This window comes from Acetohalobium arabaticum DSM 5501, from assembly GCF_000144695.1.
Classification (GTDB): domain Bacteria; phylum Bacillota; class Halanaerobiia; order Halobacteroidales; family Acetohalobiaceae; genus Acetohalobium; species Acetohalobium arabaticum.
In genome coordinates this window covers 1-20967 of the sequence record NC_014378.1, presented here as the reverse complement: position 1 = coordinate 20967, position 20967 = coordinate 1, and the positions used below count along the sequence as shown (strand labels likewise).

Annotated in this window: 15 protein-coding genes, 2 tRNA genes and 3 rRNA genes; 2 read left to right on the top strand and 18 right to left on the bottom strand. The window is 35.6% G+C overall.

Annotated features, from left to right (window positions below; genetic code table 11):
- The first annotated feature begins 82 nt into the window (after positions 1-82).
- Positions 83-568 (top strand): transcriptional regulator MntR, encoded by a 486-nt coding sequence (gene mntR / locus acear_RS00095; RefSeq protein ID WP_013277013.1) that lies wholly within the window; start codon positions 83-85, stop codon positions 566-568.
- Here the strand turns inward: mntR and acear_RS00090 are convergent.
- The 3 genes from acear_RS00090 to acear_RS00080 are packed head-to-tail and all read right to left on the bottom strand — an operon-like array spanning position 540 to position 2988.
- Positions 540-1937: a nucleoside recognition domain-containing protein gene (locus tag acear_RS00090; RefSeq protein WP_013277012.1), complete on the bottom strand. Its 1398-nt coding sequence runs from the start codon at positions 1935-1937 to the stop codon at positions 540-542. The genes mntR and acear_RS00090 overlap by 29 nt on opposite strands.
- Positions 1924-2727 (bottom strand): FeoB small GTPase domain-containing protein, encoded by an 804-nt coding sequence (locus acear_RS00085; protein WP_013277011.1) that lies wholly within the window; start codon positions 2725-2727, stop codon positions 1924-1926. The genes acear_RS00090 and acear_RS00085 overlap by 14 nt, the downstream gene beginning before the upstream one ends.
- Positions 2728-2742: 15 nt before the next feature.
- Positions 2743-2988, bottom strand: a complete 246-nt coding sequence (locus acear_RS00080) for a FeoA family protein (RefSeq protein ID WP_013277010.1) — start codon at positions 2986-2988, stop codon at positions 2743-2745.
- A gap of 162 nt (positions 2989-3150) precedes the next feature.
- Between acear_RS00080 and acear_RS12510 the strand changes: the two genes are divergently transcribed.
- Positions 3151-3291 carry a hypothetical protein gene (locus acear_RS12510; protein WP_187286631.1) on the top strand — a complete coding sequence of 47 codons (141 nt, stop codon included), beginning with the start codon at positions 3151-3153 and terminating at the stop codon, positions 3289-3291.
- Positions 3292-3485: 194 nt separating this feature from the next.
- On the opposite strand, the gene sppA is transcribed toward acear_RS12510, so the two are convergent.
- The 15 genes from sppA to dnaA all read right to left on the bottom strand — a co-directional run bounded on the left by sppA (position 3486) and on the right by dnaA (position 20617).
- Positions 3486-4466 (bottom strand): signal peptide peptidase SppA, encoded by a 981-nt coding sequence (gene sppA, locus acear_RS00075; protein WP_013277009.1) that lies wholly within the window; start codon positions 4464-4466, stop codon positions 3486-3488.
- 76 nt (positions 4467-4542) lie between these two features.
- Entirely contained in the window at positions 4543-5070 is a 528-nt protein-coding gene (locus acear_RS00070; protein WP_013277008.1) for a TlpA family protein disulfide reductase, read from the bottom strand.
- Between the two features lie 235 nt (positions 5071-5305).
- Positions 5306-5422, bottom strand: a 5S ribosomal RNA gene (gene rrf, locus acear_RS00065).
- A 109-nt stretch (positions 5423-5531) separates the two neighbouring features.
- A 23S ribosomal RNA gene (locus acear_RS00060) occupies positions 5532-8484 on the bottom strand.
- 53 nt (positions 8485-8537) lie between these two features.
- Positions 8538-8613, bottom strand: a tRNA-Ala gene (locus acear_RS00055).
- Between the two features lie 20 nt (positions 8614-8633).
- A tRNA-Ile gene (locus acear_RS00050) sits at positions 8634-8710 on the bottom strand.
- Between the two features lie 82 nt (positions 8711-8792).
- Positions 8793-10329, bottom strand: a 16S ribosomal RNA gene (locus tag acear_RS00045).
- Together the 16S, 23S and 5S rRNA genes with 2 tRNA genes alongside form the textbook arrangement of a ribosomal RNA operon.
- Positions 10330-10947: 618 nt before the next feature.
- A complete protein-coding gene (gene gyrA / locus acear_RS00040; protein WP_013277007.1) occupies positions 10948-13383 on the bottom strand; it encodes a DNA gyrase subunit A in 2436 nt (811 codons plus the stop codon).
- 34 nt (positions 13384-13417) lie between these two features.
- Positions 13418-15337, bottom strand: coding sequence for a DNA topoisomerase (ATP-hydrolyzing) subunit B (gyrB, locus tag acear_RS00035; protein WP_013277006.1), 1920 nt, complete (start codon positions 15335-15337; stop codon positions 13418-13420).
- A gap of 48 nt (positions 15338-15385) precedes the next feature.
- Positions 15386-15643, bottom strand: a complete 258-nt coding sequence (remB, locus tag acear_RS00030) for an extracellular matrix regulator RemB (RefSeq protein WP_013277005.1) — start codon at positions 15641-15643, stop codon at positions 15386-15388.
- A gap of 15 nt (positions 15644-15658) precedes the next feature.
- Entirely contained in the window at positions 15659-16540 is an 882-nt protein-coding gene (locus acear_RS00025; RefSeq protein WP_013277004.1) for a DciA family protein, read from the bottom strand.
- A complete protein-coding gene (gene recF / locus acear_RS00020) occupies positions 16533-17657 on the bottom strand; it encodes a DNA replication/repair protein RecF (RefSeq protein ID WP_013277003.1) in 1125 nt (374 codons plus the stop codon). The genes acear_RS00025 and recF overlap by 8 nt, the downstream gene beginning before the upstream one ends.
- A gap of 26 nt (positions 17658-17683) precedes the next feature.
- The gene (locus acear_RS00015) at positions 17684-17893 is read right to left on the bottom strand and encodes an RNA-binding S4 domain-containing protein (protein WP_013277002.1); all 210 of its coding nucleotides are present in this window, start codon (positions 17891-17893) and stop codon (positions 17684-17686) included.
- Between the two features lie 11 nt (positions 17894-17904).
- Positions 17905-19002, bottom strand: coding sequence for a DNA polymerase III subunit beta (gene dnaN, locus acear_RS00010; RefSeq protein ID WP_013277001.1), 1098 nt, complete (start codon positions 19000-19002; stop codon positions 17905-17907).
- Between the two features lie 265 nt (positions 19003-19267).
- Complete coding sequence (gene dnaA, locus acear_RS00005; RefSeq protein WP_013277000.1) at positions 19268-20617, bottom strand: chromosomal replication initiator protein DnaA; 1350 nt, start codon at positions 20615-20617, stop codon at positions 19268-19270.
- Positions 20618-20967: the final 350 nt, after the last annotated feature.

Sequence of the window (20967 nt, the reverse complement as noted above, 5' to 3'; positions counted from 1 at the left end):
TCAGGGATTAAATTCTCTACTTCTAAACTAAACTTTAGTTACATATAGTATTATAATAAAGGAGAACTTAGGAGAGAAAAGTATGCTTTCACCAAGTTTAGAAGATTATCTAGAAGAAATCTACCGCTTTTTAGATCAACAAGGTTATGTACGAACTACTGATATTGCTGATAAGTTAGATGTCTCACTTCCATCAGTGACTAAAGCTGTTAAGAAATTAAGTGAGAAGGGTTACTTAGATTATGAACGCTATAAAAATATTCAATTAACAAAAAAAGGGCAGGAAGTTGGTAATTTCTTGGTTACCAGGAATAAACTTTTAAGAGATTTCCTTCATGTTATTGGTAGTAACTGTGATAAATATCAAGAAGCAGAAGCTATGGAGCATTATCTATCCCAGAAAACAGTTGATGCCATCACCTGTTTAGTTGCATTTTTCAAACAGCATCCAGAGTACCAACAAGATTTTTTTGACTTTCAAGAAAAATTCATGAACACAGAATCATCCCAGGATAATTCCCAGGATGATTTTAATCTACTTATAAAAAGATATGAATCATTTGATTAACTATAAAGGTAACTATAACTGCTATACCTAAAGTCAATACTCCAGCAAAAATAGTCCATTTAAGACTATCAGTTTCTTTTTTAATTGTTAATAGTGTAGTTCCGCAGGGAAAATGTAAGAGAGAAAATAACATTGTTGATAATGCAGTTACCCAGGTCCAACCGTTATTTACTAAAATATTTTTGAAACTTTCCATGCTTCCAGGTTCTAGCATAGTTCCGGTTGATAAATAACTCATTAATAACACTGGTAATACAATTTCATTAGCCGGTAGTCCCAAGAAGAAAGCCAGTAGAATAAAGCCATCCATGCCTAATAGAGTAGCAAAAGGATCAAGCCAATTAGCTAAATGAGTAATGAGACTAGCTCTATTAATAGTAGTATTGGCTAATACCCAGACTATAATTCCTGCCGGAGCTGCTACCATAATTGCTCGCCCTAGAACAAATAATGTTCTATCTATAAATGACCTAACTAAAACTTTACCCAACTGTGGTTTCCTAAATGGGGGTAACTCTAAGGTAAATGAGGATGGTTTTCCTTTTAAAATAGTTTTAGAAAGCCCCCAGGAAACCACAAAAGTCATCATAATACCAACCAGGACTATACCTACTACTATACCTGCTGCTACAAATGAATTATACATTCCACCTGCAATTCCAGTCATAAAGAGACTAGAAAGTATAATTAAAGTTGGAAAACGTCCATTACAGGGAACAAAGTTATTAGTTAAAATAGCTATCAATTTTTCTCGTGGTGAATCGATAATTCTAGTTGCAATTACTCCCGCAGCATTACAGCCAAACCCCATACTCATAGTTAGAGCCTGCTTACCGTGGGCTCCTGCTTTCTTAAAGAAGTTATCTAAATTAAATGCTACTCGAGGCAGGTAACCTAGATCCTCCAATAATGTGAATAAAGGAAAAAAGATTGCCATAGGCGGAAACATAACTGCTATAACCCAGGCTACTGTTCGATACACACCGTCAATTAATAATCCATGTAACCACTCTGGAATACCTAAAGACATAACCATATCACTTAGAACTCCTTCAACTGAAAACAAGGCTTTATTAAGTATTGAGGAAGGATAACTTGCTCCTACTAAGGTAATCCAGAAGACTCCGCCCAGCATAAGTAACATAATTGGAAATCCAGTCCACTTTGAAGTTAAAATTCTATCTAGTTTTTCTTCCCAATTAGATGTTTTCCCTTCTTTAACTTTTGTATTCCTGTTTGCTATTCTTTCAGCTTTAGTATAAATATCTTTTACCATTTGATCACTTAGTTCTTCTCTTTCCTCTTTATTAAATAAGCGATTAACTTTTTCTGTAATTGAATTTAATTGATTTGACTCAGAAAGCTCCACCTGCCTTCACCTCGCTTTGTAAGTTAGCTGTAATTTCTTTTACAATCTGTTCAGGATAATAAGTCTGCATTGCTTCAAGAATGCTATTATCTCCTTCAATTAGTTGTAAAGCCACCCAACGAGAATTTATATAATCAGGTAAAATAGCTTCTAAATCTGGTAAAATCTTTTCTATTGCCTCTTCTATTTGTGAAGAGTATTTAATTTGTTTTGGAGTTACTTTTATTCTTCCTGTTACAATATCAGCTATTTTGTCTTTAAGCTTTTCTAAACCAATCTTTTTTGGAGCAACAGTAGGAATTATAGGAATCTGTAAATCCTGACTTAAACCTTCTACATCAATCTCAATATTTTTGCGTCTTGCTTCATCCATTAAATTCAAACAGACAACTACATTGTTAGTAAGTTCCATTATCTGTAGAACTAAGTTAAGATTTCGTTCTAATTTAGTTGCATCAACAACTACAATAGTTGCATCTGGTTGTGCAAAACAGATAAAATCTCTAGCTACCTGTTCATCAGTAGAATTAGCTAATAAAGAATAGGTACCTGGTAAATCAACTAATATATAATCTTGATTTTGATAAGTATAATAGCCTTGTGCTTGTGTTACCGTTTTACCAGGCCAGTTACCGGTATCTTGTTTTAATCCTGTCAAGCCATTAAAAACAGTACTTTTTCCGGTATTAGGATTTCCTGCTAAAGCAATAACCGGATTTCCTCTTTTGAAATTAATATTGAATGACTCGCGCAATAGACTAATTTGATCCGAATCAGCTTTTGGTTCCATTTTTTTCCTCCTTTCTTAACTAACTTTTTTATTTTTTTTCACTTCTTCTATGATAACTGCCTCTGTTTCTTCACTTCTCAAAGCCATTGTAGCTCCTCTGATTTCAAAAGCAATTGGATCACCGAATGGGCTCTTCTGCTTAGCCCTTACTATAGTTCCCGGGATCAACCCTAAATCTAATAATCTTCTTCTTTTCTGTCCTTGGCAAGTAAGACGCATTACTTTACCACTTTTACCTATTGGTATATTGGTTAATTTCACACTTATCCCCCCCTTTCCTATATTTAAATTTAGCTTAAATTAACTATGTTAACTTAAGCTAACACTTAAAAGTCACTTATATATTATGAACCTTAATAAAAAAACGTGCATGATTTAAATTATAATTAAGGAAGGATTGATATAAAGAAAGCAGTAACAGATATGACAGTATTAGTATTGCTATTGTCTTTGGGTATGACAGTTATAGCAGCAGAAGAAAATGGTGCATATACTATGCCTTGTGGAAGAGTAAGCTTTAATCCAATGATGTCTACTCCAAGTATAAGAAGATTCCAAGACTAAAGGTTTGGTCTCCAAGGCAGAGGAAAAAGGTTTAAAAATAGAGGCTGTGCCCCAAGAAATAGGTGATAATAACCTTAATGGAGCAGGATAGATTATATAACCTATCCTGCTCCATTAAAATTTATAGATAATTATAGAGTGAAGAATGAAGTCTATAATTAGCCCCTACCTTGTTAAATCTTATTAATCAAAGGTTAATACTCTAATTCCAGATTATTAACCTTTTCCTCTTGTAATAAGTGATAATATAATTCATTAGGGTTATTTGAATTGATCTTTAATCCTTGCTGTAATAATACTCCTTTAATTAAATTAGTAGTGGAACGAAAAAAACGTTCTAAAGGCGAAGAACGATTATAATAAATTAAATTAGGATCCGCTTTCATCTCTGCTAATTTAGCAGTAGTCTTTACTGCATCATAAAAAGTTCCCATTTCATCTACTAATCCTAACTTTTTAGCCTTTCGGCCATTATAAATCCTACCATCAGCCAATTTCTCTACTTTAGATTTAGACATACTTCTTCCTTCAGCAACTGCAGTTAAAAATTCCTGATAAACTTCATCAACCATATTCTGTAATAATTCTTTCTCTTCTGCTGTTAACTTTCGATCTGGATTACCGATATCTTTATAAGGGCCGCTTTTAAAAGTAATTGAATCAACACCTAATTTATCATAAAGATCTTGTAAATTTTTAAACTGCATAATCACCCCTATACTTCCAGTAATTGTAGAAGGATTAGCATAAATTTGATCAGCAATAGCTGAAATATAATAACCTCCAGAAGTAGCTATATCTCCCATCGAAATAACTACTGGTTTACCTGTCTTTTTAAACTTTTTTAGTTCACGATATATTTCATCTGAAGCAGCTGAACTACCTCCAGGACTATTTACTCGCAATAACAAGGCTTTAATCTTTTTATTATCCTTAGCTTCATTAATCTGCTTTATAACTTCACTGGCATTAGTCTGTGAAGTACTTAAAACTTCTTGAGTTCCTCCAACTGAAATAGGACCATGAATATTAATAACTGCTATACTTTCAACTCCAGCCTGGTCACTGTTTCCTAAAAAATTAATTAATAAAAAACCTAAACCTCCTAAAATTACTAAAATGATTAAAAAACTCAATAAAATTGAAACTGTCATTTTTTTGATACTAAACCCCATTAACTAAACCTCCCGAAATTAATTCAAAGTTATGTAGATAATAAGAATCGGCGATAATCAAGAGCTTTGCTTTAAATTAAAATGCTTCAGTAAGTAAATTATTCATTTTCGTCTTATTCATACTACCAACATGTTCAGTTGTAATTACTCTTTCCTGATTGATAATTAAAGTTTTAGGAATCCCCCTAACTAGATAATCATTAGCTACCTCTCCAGTCTTATCCATTAATACAGTGAAATTATAACCATTCTTTTCCATAAACTCTTTGACTTTTTTAGGAGATTCTTTTACATTTACAGCTAATACTTTTACTTTATTCCCCTTCTCCTGATGAATTTCCTGAATATGAGGCATTTCAGCCCGACAAGGGGGACACCAAGTAGCCCAAAAGTTTAAAAAGACTACTTGACCTTTAAAATCAGATAATTTTACTTTTTTACCATTTAGATCAGTTAAAGTAAAATCAGGAGCTTTAAAATCAACTTTTGGTTTAATAGGCACATCACTGGCTTTTTCTCTTAACTCTGTCTGTGTACAACCTACTAAAAGCAATATTCCAACCAAAAATAAAGTCAAAATTAATTCTTTTTGAACTTTCTTCATATGGACCCCTCTCTATTCATTAATTATCTCTCCATTCTCATTATTTTAACATACTATACAAAATATAACTAAACTATGAAATATAATAAATTATTTAGCAGAATATTTACTTAAAATCACTATATTTAAATTAGTTAATATTTTTATTATGCTAAATTATTATAATTTAGCATAATAAAAAGACTCCTTATTGTTATTAATAGCAATAAGGAGTCTTTTAAATATATTAATTAATTTCCGGCAGCGACCTACTCTCCCATAGGGTCACCCCCATAGTACCATCAGCGCTGGAGGACTTAACTGCTGTGTTCGAAATGGGAACAGGTGTAGCCCCTCCGCGATTACCACCGGAAAATTTATTTACTTGTTTATTTTTTACTCACACCTAACAATATATCATCTTTCTTATTTATTGTCAAGTGCTTTCTAGTTGCACTTTCAAAACTGCACAATACCTTCCACAGATCAAATCCTCGATCTATTAGTACCAGTCAGCTTAGAACATTACTGTCCTTACACCTCTGGCCTATCTACCTGATCTTCTTTCAGGGATCTTACTAGATTTACTCTATGGGAAACCTTATCTTGAGGTTGGCTTCGCGCTTAGATGCTTTCAGCGCTTATCTTATCCGTACTTAGCTACCCAGCTCTGCTCTGGGCAGAACAACTGGTTCACCAGAGGTACGTCCATCCCGGTCCTCTCGTACTAGGGATAGATCCTCGCAAGTCTCCTGTGCCCACGACGGATAGGGACCGAACTGTCTCACGACGTTCTGAACCCAGCTCGCGTACCGCTTTAATGGGCGAACAGCCCAACCCTTGGAACCTGCTCCAGCTCCAGGATGCGACGAGCCGACATCGAGGTGCCAAACCTTTCCGTCGATGTGAACTCTTGGGAAAGATAAGCCTGTTATCCCCGGGGTAACTTTTATCCGTTGAGCGACGGCAATTCCACTCTCTACCGTCGGATCACTAAGCCCTACTTTCGTATCTGCTCGACCTGTATGTCTTGCAGTTAAGCTCCCTTCTGCCTTTACACTCTACGTACGATTTCCAACCGTACTGAGGGAACCTTTGGGCGACTCCGTTACTGTTTGGGAGTCGACCGCCCCAGTCAAACTGCCTGCCTGACACTGTCCCCATAGCGGATAACGCTACAAAGTTAGAATTCCGGAACAATAAGAGTGGTATCCCAGGGATGGCTTAACCGAAACTGGCGCTCCGGTGTCAATGCCTTCCACTTATCCTGTACATATTGTACCAAAACTCAATATCAGGCTGCAGTAAAGCTCCACGGGGTCTTTCCGTCCTGTCGTGGGTAGCCTGCATCTTCACAGACACTTCAATTTCACCGAGTCCCTTGTTGAGACAGCGCCCAAGTCGTTTCGCCATTCGTGCAGGTCGGAACTTACCCGACAAGGAATTTCGCTACCTTAGGACCGTTATAGTTACGGCCGCCGTTTACTGGGGCTTAAGTTCCAAGCTTCATCATCAAAAGATGACTAACTCTTCCCCTTGACCTTCCAGCACCGGGCAGGCGTCAGCCCCTATACTTCGACTTGCGTCTTAGCAGAGACCTGTATTTTTGGTAAATAGTCGCTTGGGCCTGGTTGTTGCAACCTGTCAAAGACAGGTACCCCTTCTCCCGAAGTTACGGGGTCATTTTGCCGAGTTCCTTAACAAGGGTTCTCTCGCGCGCCTTAGAATTCTCATCCTGTCTACCTGTGTCGGTTTGCGGTACGGGCGCCTTTAATCTCGCTAGAAGCTTTTCTTGACAGTCGAGGAATTGTCACTTCCTCTCCGTAGAGAGTCGTCATCACAGCTTAGGATTAACACTAATCCGGATTTACCTAGATTAGCTCCCTGACTGCTTAAACATGGAATATCCATTACCATGCTGACATACCTTCCTGTGTCACTCCTTTACTCAAATGATTAAAGGCGGCATCGGAATCTTGACCGATTAACCATCACCTACGCCTTTCGGCCTCGGCTTAGGTCCCGGCTTACCCTGAGCGGACGAGCCTTCCTCAGGAAACCTTAGACTATCGGCGAATAGGATTCTCACCTATTTTATCGTTACTCATACCGGCATTCTCTCTTCTATTCAGTCCACTGCTCCTTTCGGTACAGCTTCGGTCCAAATAGAATGCTCTCCTACCATTGGTAAAACCAATCCGCAGTTTCGGTGATAGACTTAAGCCCCGAACATTTTTGGCGCAAAGTCACTCGACCAGTGAGCTGTTACGCACTCTTTAAATGAATGGCTGGTTCTAAGCCAACATCCTGGTTGTCTATGCAACTCCACTTCCTTTACCACTTAGTCTATACTTTGGGACCTTAACTGGCGATCTGGGTTGTTTCCCTCTCGACTACGCAGCTTATCCCCCGTAGTCTGACTCCTAAGCTTACTGTAATGGCGTTCGGAGTTTGACTGGATTCGGTAACTTGATTAAGCCCCTAGTCCAATCAGTGCTCTACCGCCAAGACAGATACTTAAGGCTAGCCCTAAAGCTATTTCGGAGAGAACCAGCTATTTCCGAGTTCGATTGGCCTTTCACCCCTATCCTCAGCTCATCCTATGGCTTTTCAACGCCAATAGGTTCGGTCTTCCACACGATCTTACCCGTGCTTCAACCTGACCAAGGATAGATCACTCGGTTTCGGGTCTACAGACTGCGACTTGCGCCTTTTAAGACTCGCTTTCGCTGTGGCTTCGCTTTTAAAGCTTAACCTGGGCCACAATCTGTAACTCGCCGGTTCGTTATGCAAAAAGCACGCCATCAGACTTTAAATAGTCCTCTGACCGCTTGTAAGCATACGGTTTCAAATTCTATTTCACTCCCCTCCCGGGGTTCTTTTCATCTTTCCCTCACGGTACTGGTTCACTATCGGTTGCCGGGTAGTATTTAGCCTTAGGAGATGGTCCTCCTTACTTCCCACGAGGTTCCACGTGACTCATGGTACTCAGGAAGTTATCAAGTCTATCCTTTCTTTCGTCTACAGGACTATCACCTTCTATGGTTCATCTTTCCAGATGATTCGACTAGAAAAGAATCAACTTGTGTAGTGTTACAGCACTACCTGATAACTCCTACGACGCTATAACAGCAACGCCTGTAAGCTTACACTGTTATAGTTTGGGCTCTTCCCTTTTCGCTCGCCGCTACTAGGGGAATCACTGTTGTTTTCTGTTCCTTAGGTTACTGAGATGTTTCAGTTCACCTGGTATGTCCTCTAAACCCTATGAATTGAGGCTTAGATGCTTGGATATTACTCCAAAGCAGGTACTCCCATTAGGAAATCTTCGGATCAACACTTGTGTGCAGCTAACCGAAGCTTTTCGCAGCTTACCACGTCCCTCATCGACTTCCGGCACCTAGATATCCACCGTATGCCCTTAGTAATTTGATCTGTTGATGCAGGTATTGTGCAGTTTTCAAAGTACAAGTTTAATTAGTTTAAAATGGTGGAGGTAAGCGGATTCGAACCGCTGACCTCCTGCTTGCAAGGCAGGCGCTCTCCCAACTGAGCTATACCCCCACAGATTATAATTTTGAAAATGGTGGGTCTAGGTGGATTCGAACCACCGACCTCACGCTTATCAGGCGCGCGCTCTGACCAACTGAGCCATAGACCCACATTTATTCAGAGAGAATTGATCTCTCAAAACTGAACATTGTCCATTAAACGCAATAGAATGGTTTAAAAGTACTCCTTAGAAAGGAGGTGATCCAGCCGCACCTTCCGATACGGCTACCTTGTTACGACTTCACCCCCCTTATCGGACACACCTTCGGCGCCCGTAGACGACTTCTGGTGCATCCAACTCGGGTGGTGTGACGGGCGGTGTGTACAAGGCCTGGGAACGGATTCACCGCGGCATTCTGATCCGCGATTACTAGCGACTCCAGCTTCATGCAGGCGAGTTGCAGCCAGCAATCCGAACTGGGACCTGTTTTGAGGATTGGCTAAACCTTGCGGTATAGCAGCCCTCTGTACAGGCCATTGTAGCACGTGTGTAGCCCAGAGCATAAGGGGCATGATGACTTGACGTCATCCCCACCTTCCTCCAGTTTTTGACTGGCAGTCTCCCTAGAGTCCCCAACTTAATGCTGGCAACTAAGGATAGGGGTTACGCTCGTTGCGGGACTTAACCCAACATCTCACGACACGAGCTGACGACAGCCATGCACCACCTGTCACCGTGTGATCCAAAGGACCAAATTCTGCTGTTGACAGATAGTCACGGGATGTCAAGCCCTGGTAAGGTTCTGCGCGTTGCTTCGAATTAAACCACATGCTCCGCCGCTTGTGCAGGCCCCCGTCAATTCCTTTGAGTTTCAACCTTGCGGTCGTAATCCCCAGGCGGGATACTTAACGCGTTAACTGCAGCACTGAGGGAGTTGAACCCCCAACACCTAGTATCCAGCGTTTACAGCCAGGACTACCGGGGTATCTAATCCCGTTCGCTCCCCTAGCTTTCGTGCCTCAGCGTCAGGGTCAAGCCAGAGAGCCGCTTTCGCCACTGGTGTTCTTCCTAATATCTACGCATTTCACCGCTACACTAGGAATTCCGCTCTCTTCTCTTGCCCTCAAGTCTGACAGTTTCAAGCGCAGTGTATCAGTTAAGCCGATACATTTCACACTTGACTTGCCAGACCGCCTGCGCACCCTTTACGCCCAATGATTCCGGACAACGCTTGCTCCCTACGTATTACCGCGGCTGCTGGCACGTAGTTAGCCGGAGCTTTCTTCTCAGGTACCGTCAAGCCTAGCAGTTATTCACTACTAAGATGTTCTTCCCTGAGGACAGAGCTTTACGACCCGAAGGCCTTCATCACTCACGCGGCGTCGCTTCGTCAAGCTTGCGCTCATTGCGAAAGATTCCCCACTGCAGCCTCCCGTAGGAGTCTGGGCCGTGTCTCAGTCCCAGTGTGGCCGATCACCCTCTCAGGTCGGCTACCCATCGCAGCCTTGGTGAGCTGTTATCTCACCAACAAGCTAATGGGACGCGAGCACATCTAAAAGCGGAGGCAAAAAGCCGCCTTTGATGCAGCCTGGTTATCCAGGCAGCATAATATCCGAAATTAGCTTCCCTTTCGAGAAGTTATATCAGACTTAAAGGTAGATTACTCACGCGTTACTCACCCGTCCGCCGCTTTACTAACTGCTCAAAGAGCAGCTTTCTCGCGCGACTTGCATGTGTTAGGCACGCCGCCAGCGTTCGTCCTGAGCCAGGATCAAACTCTCCGATAAAAGAATATATTTAAATCTGCAAAGCAGATCTAAAAGTTGAGTTTAATATGGCTCAAATAAGAATAAAGGATTACTACCATTCTCAATTGACGTTGGCATGGACAATGTTCAGTTTTCAAAGATCAGTAGTCGCAAATAAGCGACATCAAGTATTTTAACATTTTTCTTGTAGCTTGTCAAGAACAAATTCAAGAATCTCAAGAAGATCCAGTTCTTTTCAAGCGACAATTAATATATTAACACAAACTCCGTCACTTGTCAAGAAGAAATCTCAAATTATTTGATTTTGCAGCAGAAAAGACTGCTTTCTTACAAGCGACATTAAACATTCTAACATCAAAACTTCACTTTGTCAAGAAAAATTTGAATTAATTTGTCAGCCCTTTTGAGGCGACACTTTATAATTTATCATCTATTAGCTCTTTTGTCAAGGGAAAATTAAAGTAATCAATCATATTAATATATTACTGCATTTCAAAGTTGTGCAAATTATCTATGATTCTATAATATCAGCCTGGGTTGTTTTGGAGTGGAACAGATAAACTTCCCAGGCTGAATAATATACTGCATTTTTTCCAAAATTTAGCTTAAGTTGAGGCCAATGATTCAATTAATAAATTATTCATTACCATCTTCATCTTCAATATGGGCTAGAGAAACTACTCGATCTCCCTCAACTAAGCTCATAAGATTAACTCCTTGTGTATTTCTACTAGTAGATGAAATTTCTGATACAGACATTCTGATAACAATTCCCTCTTTAGAGATCAACATCACTTCATCATCTTCTTCTACTACTTTTAAAGCAGTTAATTTACCATTCTTATCTGTTCTCTTTATAGTTAGTAGCCCTTTTCCAGCTCTACTTTGACGGCGGTATTTATTTAATGGAGTCTGTTTACCGTAACCTTTATCCGTAACTACTAATAATTTTCCACCGTCCTTAATAATATCTGCTCCTACTACTTTATCCTGAGACGCTAAATCTATTCCTTTTACTCCTCTAGCTGTTCGCCCCATACTTCTAACCTCTGATTCATTAAATCTAATTGCCAATCCTAATTCTGTACCTAAAATAATGTCTTCTTGACCGGTAGTCAACCTAACCTCAATTAATTCATCATTCTGTTGTAGATCAAGAGCTATCAAACCAGTATAATTTGTATTAAATTCTTGTAGTTCTGTTCTTTTAACTATTCCCTGTTCTGTAACCATCAACAAATAATCATCTAAATCAAAGTCTTCAACCGGAATTACAGCAGTAACTCTCTCATTAGGCTCCATATCCAGTAGATTAATAATTGCTGTTCCCTTAGCCTGTCGACTTGCGTCGGGAATCTGATATCCCTTTAATCGATAAGTTCGCCCTTGGTTAGTAAAGAATAACAAATAATCATGAGTAGATGTGGTATACAACTGCTCTACGGAATCTTTTGCATCTGGATTTATACCAATTATTCCTCTACCTCCACGATGTTGGCTTCTATAGGTATCTAGTGGAATTCTTTTAATATAGTTATTATCAGTAATAGTGATTAGTATTTCTTCCTCTTCAATTAAATCCTCAACAGCTAAATCTATTTCTTGGTCAACTATCTTTGTTCTTCTTTCATCTTTATATTTTTCTTTTAAAACAAGAATTTCATCCTTTATAATATCCAATAACTTCTCTTCACTGGCCAAAATTGATTTCAAATACTCAATTTCTTCAATTAATTTTTGGTACTCTGATTCTATTTTTTCTATTTCCAGTCCAGTTAAACGCTGTAGGCGCATCCTCAAAATAGCCTTAGCCTGCTTCTTTGTTAAATCAAAGTCGCTAATCAACCTTTCTTGTGCTACATTTTTACTTTCCGAACTGCGAATGGTTTTAACTACTGCATCGATATTATTAAAGGCAGTCTTCAGACCTTCTAAAATATGAACCCGTGACTGAGCTTTATCTAGGTTATACTTAGTTCTACGTGTTACTACTTCCTTTTGATGTTCAAGATAATGCTGTAATACCTCTTTAAGACTCAGTACCTCTGGTTCACCATCAACTAAAGCCAGCATAATAATTCCAAAGGTTCTCTGCAGCTGGGTATGCTTAAATAATTTATTTAAAACTATCTTAGGGTTAGCACTTTTCCTTAAATCAATTGATATTCTCATTCCATTCCGGTCAGATTCATCCCTTAAATCAGCAATTCCTTCTACTTCTCCATCCCTGACTAAATTAGCAGTCTTTTCTACTAATTTTGCTTTATTTACTTGATAAGGTAATTCATTAACAATAATTCGTTCTCTATTATTGCCAAACTCTTCAATCTCTGTTTTAGCTCTAACTTTGACTTTGCCCTTGCCGGTTTCAAAGGCCTTTTTAATTCCTTTTCGCCCCATAATCAGACCGCCTGTAGGAAAATCAGGTCCTTTAATTATCTTCATTAACTCTATAATATCAAGGTCAGGATTATCTATCATAGCAATTAATCCATCAATAACTTCAGTTAAATTATGGGGAGGAATATTAGTAGACATACCAACGGCAATTCCAGAAGATCCATTAATTAATAAATTTGGTAGTCGAGACGGTAGAACTTCTGGCTCTTTAAGTGTATCATCAAAATTAGGCTTAAAATCAACTGTATCCTTATTGATATCAGATAACAATTCAGTTGATAGCTTAGACATTCTAGCTTCAGTATACCGCATAGCAGCAGCAGAATCCCCATCTACAGAACCAAAATTACCATGGCCATCTACTAACATATAACGATAAGAGAAATTCTGTGCCATTCTAACCATAGTATCATAAACAGCTGTATCACCATGAGGGTGATATTTACCTAAAACTTCTCCCACTATTCTAGCTGATTTCTTATGTGACTTATTAGGTGTAATTCCAAGTTGATGCATTGCATATAGAATACGTCGGTGGACAGGTTTCAACCCATCTCTGACATCCGGTAGAGCTCTTCCAGCTATGACACTCATTGCATAATCCATATATGATTCTTTCATTTCATTTTCAATATTAACAGATGTAGCTTCCTGTTTCTTTAATTCCGGCATAATCTTCCCTCCTTGTCAATTCAATCTAAAAAACTTAAATATCTATCTCTTTGACTTCTTTAGCATGCTTCTGAATAAATTTTCTTCGAGGAGCTACTTTATCTCCCATTAAAGTAGTAAAGATATCATCAGCCATTACTGCATCTTCAATCTGCACTTGAAGGGTAGTTCTATTTTCTGGATCCATAGTTGTCTCCCATAGCTGTTTAGGATTCATTTCTCCTAATCCTTTATATCTTTGAATCGAAATACCACTTCTACCAATTTCATTTAGTAATTCTTCTAATTTGCGATCATTATAAACATAATACTCTTTTCTTCCTTTATTAACTTTATAAAGCGGAGGTTGAGCAATATAAATATTTCCTGCTTCTAATAATGGGCGCATATAACGATAAAAGAAGGTTAGTAATAATGTTCTGATATGGGCTCCATCCACATCAGCATCAGTCATGATAATAATCTTTTTATATCGAGCCTGCTCCATATCAAATTCTTTACCAATTCCTGTACCTAAAGCAGTAATTAGAGATCTAATCTCATTATTATTTAAAATTTTATTTAATCTTGCTTTTTCTACATTTAAAATCTTTCCTTTTAAAGGTAAGATAGCTTGAAATTTCCTATCTCTTCCCTGTTTAGCTGAACCGCCAGCCGAATCCCCTTCAACGATATACAATTCAGACTCTTCAGGATCCCGCGAAGAACAGTCGGCTAATTTACCTGGTAGAGCCGTAGAGGTTAAGGCACTCTTTCTTCTTGTTAATTCTCTAGCTTTTTTGGCTGCTTTCCTTGCCTCAGCTGCTTTAATAGCTTTCTGAACAATTATTGAACCAATTTCAGGATCTTCTTCTAAAAATCTATCCAAATTCTCTGATACTACTGAATCAACTATACCTCTAACTTCGCTGTTAGCTAATTTTGTTTTAGTCTGTCCTTCAAATTGTGGATCAGGTAACTTAACATTAACGATTGCTACTATTCCCTCTCGAATATCATCGCCAGATAAATTCGAATCATCTTCTTTTAAATAGTCATGTCGTCTAGCATAATCATTGATAGTTCTAGTTAAAGCACTTTTAAATCCACTTAAATGATTTCCTCCTTCATGAGTATTGATGTTATTAGCAAAGGTAAAAATATTATCAACATATGTTTCATTATACTGAATAGCAACCTCAATATGATTATCTTCTTCTTCAGTTTCAAAATAAATAGGTTCCTCATGAATAGGATCCTTATTTTCATTTAATTCTTGTACAAACGATACAATTCCGCCATCATATTGAAAGATATCTGTTTTGATTTCATCTCTCCGTTTATCCTTGATTTCAATCTTAATTCCTTTATTTAAGTAGGCTAATTCCTTTAATCTTTTTATCAATTTTTTATATTCAAAATCTATACTTTCAAAGATCTCCAGATCAGGTTTAAACTTAATCATAGTTCCGCTTGCTTGGCTTTCTCCAATTACTGTTAAGTCCTTAACAGGTACTCCTTCTTCATAGCGTTGATGATAAATCTTATTATCTCGCATAACTTCTACTTCTAACCATTCCGATAAAGCATTAACAACTGATACTCCTACTCCATGTAACCCCCCGGAAACTTTATATCCTTCATTATCAAACTTTCCTCCAGCATGTAAAACTGTCATTACAATCTCTACTGCTGGTTTATTTAAATTAGGATGAGAAGAAATGGGTATTCCCCGTCCATCATCTATTACTGTTACTACATTTCCCGGTTCAATAATAACTTCTATATTATCACAGTAACCGGCTAAAGCCTCATCTATACTGTTATCTACCACTTCATATACTAGATGATGTAATCCTCTAGCACCAGTCCCTCCAACATACATTCCCGGCCGTTTCCTAACTGCTTCTAATCCTTCCAATACTTGTATTTGGTCGGCATCATATTTAGTGTGATTGAATTCATTTCTATCCATAGTTATAACCTCCATTTTACCTTTCATAAACTGATGAAAACCGTGATATTAATAATCACGGCTTAAGCGATTAACATAATTCATCCTTTTTCTTAATGTTTTTGATGATATATTAGAATAGTAAATAGTTTCATTAGTTAATACAAAGGATTTAGGTTCTCCTTTAGAAAAGTTTTTAATAAATCCTTCTTCTTTAGCAACTTCCAAAAACTCCCGTGTGATTTCTGAATCAGTTGATTCAATGTCGGCTATCATCACTACATCCTTAGTAGGAATCATATAATCATTACCTAAATGTAACAACATTACAGCTTTCCTCCTCTATAACCGATTATAGACTTGAATATAATTCTTACCAATAACTTCTTTGATAATATTTCTGTTTAGCTTATCAGGTCGAATACTTCTTTTTAACATTACGTAATTTTGAATTAAAATTTTAATTTCTTGTGTAGATCTATCATTATTCTTATTGTTGATTGCTTGGGGAATCTTTTCTTTTATATCCTGCCAGAAATCAATAATTAATTCTTTTCTAATTCGATTATAATCCGAATGCGCAAGACTAGGAAAGAAGTTACTAATTTCTTCATAAGTTAACCATGGATTTTCTATCAACACTTCTTCTATCTCATTAAAATTCTTTTCACTTTTCAATTGACAGATCATACAGTTCTCAGTTTCTTTAGGATGCAGGGTAGAACAATAATCACATCTTACCCATCCTTCTTTTTCTTTCCATTTATTCATTTTTTTATCTTTTGCTAAAATAGAATAAAGCTTTCGACTTAATTTTTCATCTGGTACTGAATTTAGTTTAGTTTTTATTTCTGTCATTTCTTCTGTAGTTAATTCTATTTTACTTAAATTAAATGAATCCTTACTTCCTTTATCTTCAGTTAAATCAGTTGAATTGATTGAACCAAGTTTAAATCTAATATCTTCAACTATTTTTTGGTCCAGTTTTTTATTTAAACGAGAAATTAGATCTTCTTTCAAAAAAAGTAATTGATGAGCCCAAGTTGAATTATTAACTGTTATAAATAAAATCCCTTGGTTAATATAACTAGCTTTAGTATGTTTTTTTAATTTATCTCCAATAACTTCTGACCAAATATTTAATACTTTCTTTTCTTTGATTTTGTGGGTTAAATTTAAATTCTGTAAGGTCTTTTCTAAGACTTTATTAATGGGATTAACCATCGTATTTGGTCTTCATGACCTTACCTCCCTTAACTTGATAGATATTTTTATTTTTTTCTAATTTATGCAATCTATTTATTTCAGTACTAGTTATAAAAGTTTGAATTCTATTTTCAATTACTTTTAATAAATATTGTTGCCGATTATTATCCAGTTCAGAAAAGACATCATCTAATAATAAAATAGGATATTCACCTATTTCTGATTTCATAAATTCTAATTCAGCCAATTTCAAAGCTAAAGCAGCAGTTCGCTGCTGTCCTTGAGATCCAAATTTTCTAGTATTGATATCATTTATTTCAAATATAATATCATCCCGATGGGGACCAAAAATACTAACTCCTCGGTCAATTTCTTTCTGTTGATTAGCTTTTAATTTTTTTGTAAAGACTGTTTCAATTTCTTCTGTAGTAGAATTATTTCCATTTAAATCTAAGGATGATTGATATGAAAGCTCCAATGTCTCCAAACCGTCAGTAATTTTTCTATGCATTAATCTAGCTAAAATACTTAATTTATCCAATGCATTTAGCCGTTTAGTAATTATTTTACTTCCCAATTCGATTAATTGCTGGTTCCAAACTACCAACATATCTTTAGAGCTTTTACCTTCTCTAATTTCTTTTAGTAGATTATTACGCTGTTTTACTATTCGTCTATATTCTTGTAAGTTATGATAATAATAAGAATTAACCTGAGAAATTTCTAAATTAATAAATTTTCTTCGCTTGCTAGGACTTCCTTTAACCAGTTCTAAATCTTCAGGTGAAAAGATTATAGCATTAATATAACCTAGTAAATCTTCTAACTTTTGCAGTTTATTATCATTAATTTTAACTTCTTTTTTTCTATTTTTAAATAGAAACTCGATTTTAAATTCTTGTTCTTTTCTATTTACAAGACTGCTTATATAGAAGCTATCCTGTTGCCAGTTTACCATTTCAGAAGTAATATTAGTTCGATGTGAATCTCCGGTACTTAATAGATAGATAGCTTCTAAAATATTAGTCTTCCCCTCTGCATTATCTCCAATAAATATGTTAAGATTTCTATTCAACTTAAGTTCTAAGGTATGATAATTTCTAAAATTTTTTAGAAACAGATTGGTAAGATACAAATTATTTTTCCACTCCTTACCAATTATTAGGTTATTACTTTATATTCTTCGTTATCTATCTTAATTACATCTCCAGGATGTAGAGTAAAACCACGCCTTTTTTCTACTTCACCATTTACCATTACTTTCCCTTTTTTTATAAGTAATTTAGCTTCGCCACCAGTTGAAACAATATTTGCCCACTTTAAAAATTGGTTAAGATTAATATCTTTGGTCTTGATTTTAATTTCTCTCATTTTATCCCTCCTTATGTTGATCTAACCGGCATAATTACATGAATATAATTGTCATTATCTACTTCTTTGATTACTCCAGGACTTAATTCACCGGATAATTCAATTAATATTTCTTCATTATCTATTACTTTTAAAACATCAATTAAATAATTAGCATTAAAAGCTATTTCAGTATCATCACCGTGTTGTGAAGTACTTAACTCTTCATATGCCTGTCCAACTTCAGGAGCATTGGATTCTATCATTAGTTTGTCATTTTGGAATTTTGTTTTAATAATATTAGAGTTATTCCTAGCAACTAATGCTGATCTTTTAGTAGCATTGAGTAATTCTTTTTTCTTTAATTTAATTTCAGTCTTGTGATTGTCAGGAATTACTTGTTTATAATTAGGAAACTGTCCTTCAATTAAACGAGATATAATAGTTATTTCTGAAAACTCAAATAAGATTTGATTATCAGTAATTAAAAATCTAATTTCATCTTCTGAGTTAAGTAACTTACTTAATTCATTTAAAGTTTTACTAGGAATAATTATCTTTTCATTTTTTAAGTCCTTATCCAGTTCTAATTGAGTATAAGCTAATCGATAAGAATCAGTAGCAACCATCTTTAAATTTTCATTATCGATAGATAATAAGCCTCCAGTTAAAAATGGTCTACTTTCATCATCTGAAGTAGCAAATTTAATTCTGTTAATCATAGCTTGAAATTTTTCTTGGGACAGAGTATATTCGATACCTGAACCAACTTCTGGCAATAATGGATATTCATCAGCTGGTGAACCATGAATTTTAAATTGTGATAACCCACATGAAATTTCTATTTTATTATCTTTCTTTAGTTCTAATTCTAATTCTTTATTTGGTAGTTCCCTAACGATATTAGCTAAATGATTAGCAGGTAATACTATAGCTCCATCTTTTATAATATTTGCATCTACTCTACATTCTATTCCTAATTCTAAATCTGTACCAACTAATTTAAGTTTTTTTTCTTGAGTTTCAATTAGAATACCGGATAAAATAGGTAAAGTACTTTTAGAGGAAATAGCTTTTCTAACAGTTTGAATACCATCATAAAAATTTTTTCTATCAATTTTAATTTGCATTTAAAGACCTCCTTGATTTTAGTTATTAACAATTAACAATTTACTTATTATGTCTTATATATTTAAAAAACATAGTAGTAGTAGTAATAGGGGCTGTGGATTTGTGGAAAAGTGTGATAAACTACTGGTATCAAAGTTATCCACATGTGGATAACTTGTTATTAAGTAAGTGGAAGTTATCCACATATAAACAAGCTATCATAACTTCACTAATTATCCACAAATTATAAACAAGTTATTAATAGTTTATCAACATGTGTGAAAGTTAATTATTTATTTTATTTGTTAAAGTTTTAATGGTATTTTTAAACTGGATATCTTCTTCTTTTTTATCGTCAATTTTGTTATAGGCATGTAAAACTGTTGTATGATCACGTCCTCCAAATTTTTCTCCGATTTTTGGTAGCGAAGAATCTGTTAATTCTCTGGATAAATACATTGCTACTTGTCTAGGAAAAGCAATAGCTCTGGTTCTTTTTCTTGATTTCATATCTTCTATTTCAAGATTATAATGATTAGCTACTATTTGTTGAATTAATTTAATGTTTATTTCTTCTGCTTCTGTAGTAGAAATAATATCCTTTAGAGCTTCTTGGGCTAATTCAACTGTAATTTCTTTGTTTGTTAATGAAGAGTAGGCTACTACTCTAATTAATGCGCCTTCTAATTCTCTAATATTAGAGTGAATTTGGTTTGCAATATATACAATAACTTCGTTAGGTACTTCAAGATCTTCCAAGGTAGCTTTTTTACGTAAAATAGCAATCCTCGTTTCTAAATCAGGTTCTTGAATATCAGTAATTAATCCCCATTCAAATCGAGATCTTAAACGTTCCTCTAGAGTTGGAATTTCTTTAGGAGGTCGATCGCTTGAAATTATTATTTGTTTATTGGCTTCGTGCAAAGCATTGAAGGTATGAAAGAATTCTTCTTGAGTTCGTTCTTTGCCAGCTAAAAATTGAATATCATCTATTAAAAGGATATCAATATTCCTATATTTATTACGGAATTTGACAGTATTGTCATCCCGAATTGAATTAATTAATTCATTAGTAAATTTTTCAGATGTAACATAAACTACTTTAAGATCTGAGTTATGCTCAATAATATAATGTCCAATAGCATGCATTAAGTGTGTTTTTCCTAATCCTACATCGCCATAAATAAAAAGAGGATTGTAAGCTTTGGCCGGTGCTTCAGCAACAGCTAAAGATGCAGCATGAGCAAATCGATTACTACTACCAATGACAAAGGTATCAAAAGTATATTTAGGATTTAAAGAAGCTGGGTTATTATCATCTTCCTCTTGATTATCAGTTTTTTTATCTTTCTTTTTTTTATTGACTAATTTTTCTTCTTTATTAGTAGGAATTGTAAATTTTATATTGATCTTTCTATCAATTAATTGACTAATTGTTTCTTTAATTAAATTAGAATATCTGGTTTCTAACCAGTCTTTAGAAAATTCATTAGGGACTTCAATTACAGCATGATCATTTTCGACGGATATTAATTTAGTTGATTTAAGCCAAGTTTTAAAACTTGGCTTACTTAATTCTGACTTAAATATTTCTAAGGCTTCTTGCCATATCTCTGTTAAATCTTCTTTTTTCATAGATTAAAACCTCCTGCAAAGCGATTTAAGGACTGTCTATTAGTATATGATGATGTTGTGGATAAGTAAATTATTGTAAATAAATACTGTTTGTCTGTTTTTATTTTAACCAATATATTGAAATATAGTATAAAAAGACCAAAAAATACATATACCATTTTATGTTATCCACAGACTTATTAACAATCTACTCTCTTTTGTGGATATCTTCGCAAATTAGAGAAAAAAAAGACACAGATATAAGTTATTCACAGACTGTTAATAAATTGTGAATAACTGTTGTCTCTGTGAATAAATAGACCTAGGTCAAAGATGAATTTTATTTGATGTTATTTGGACATATTAATAAT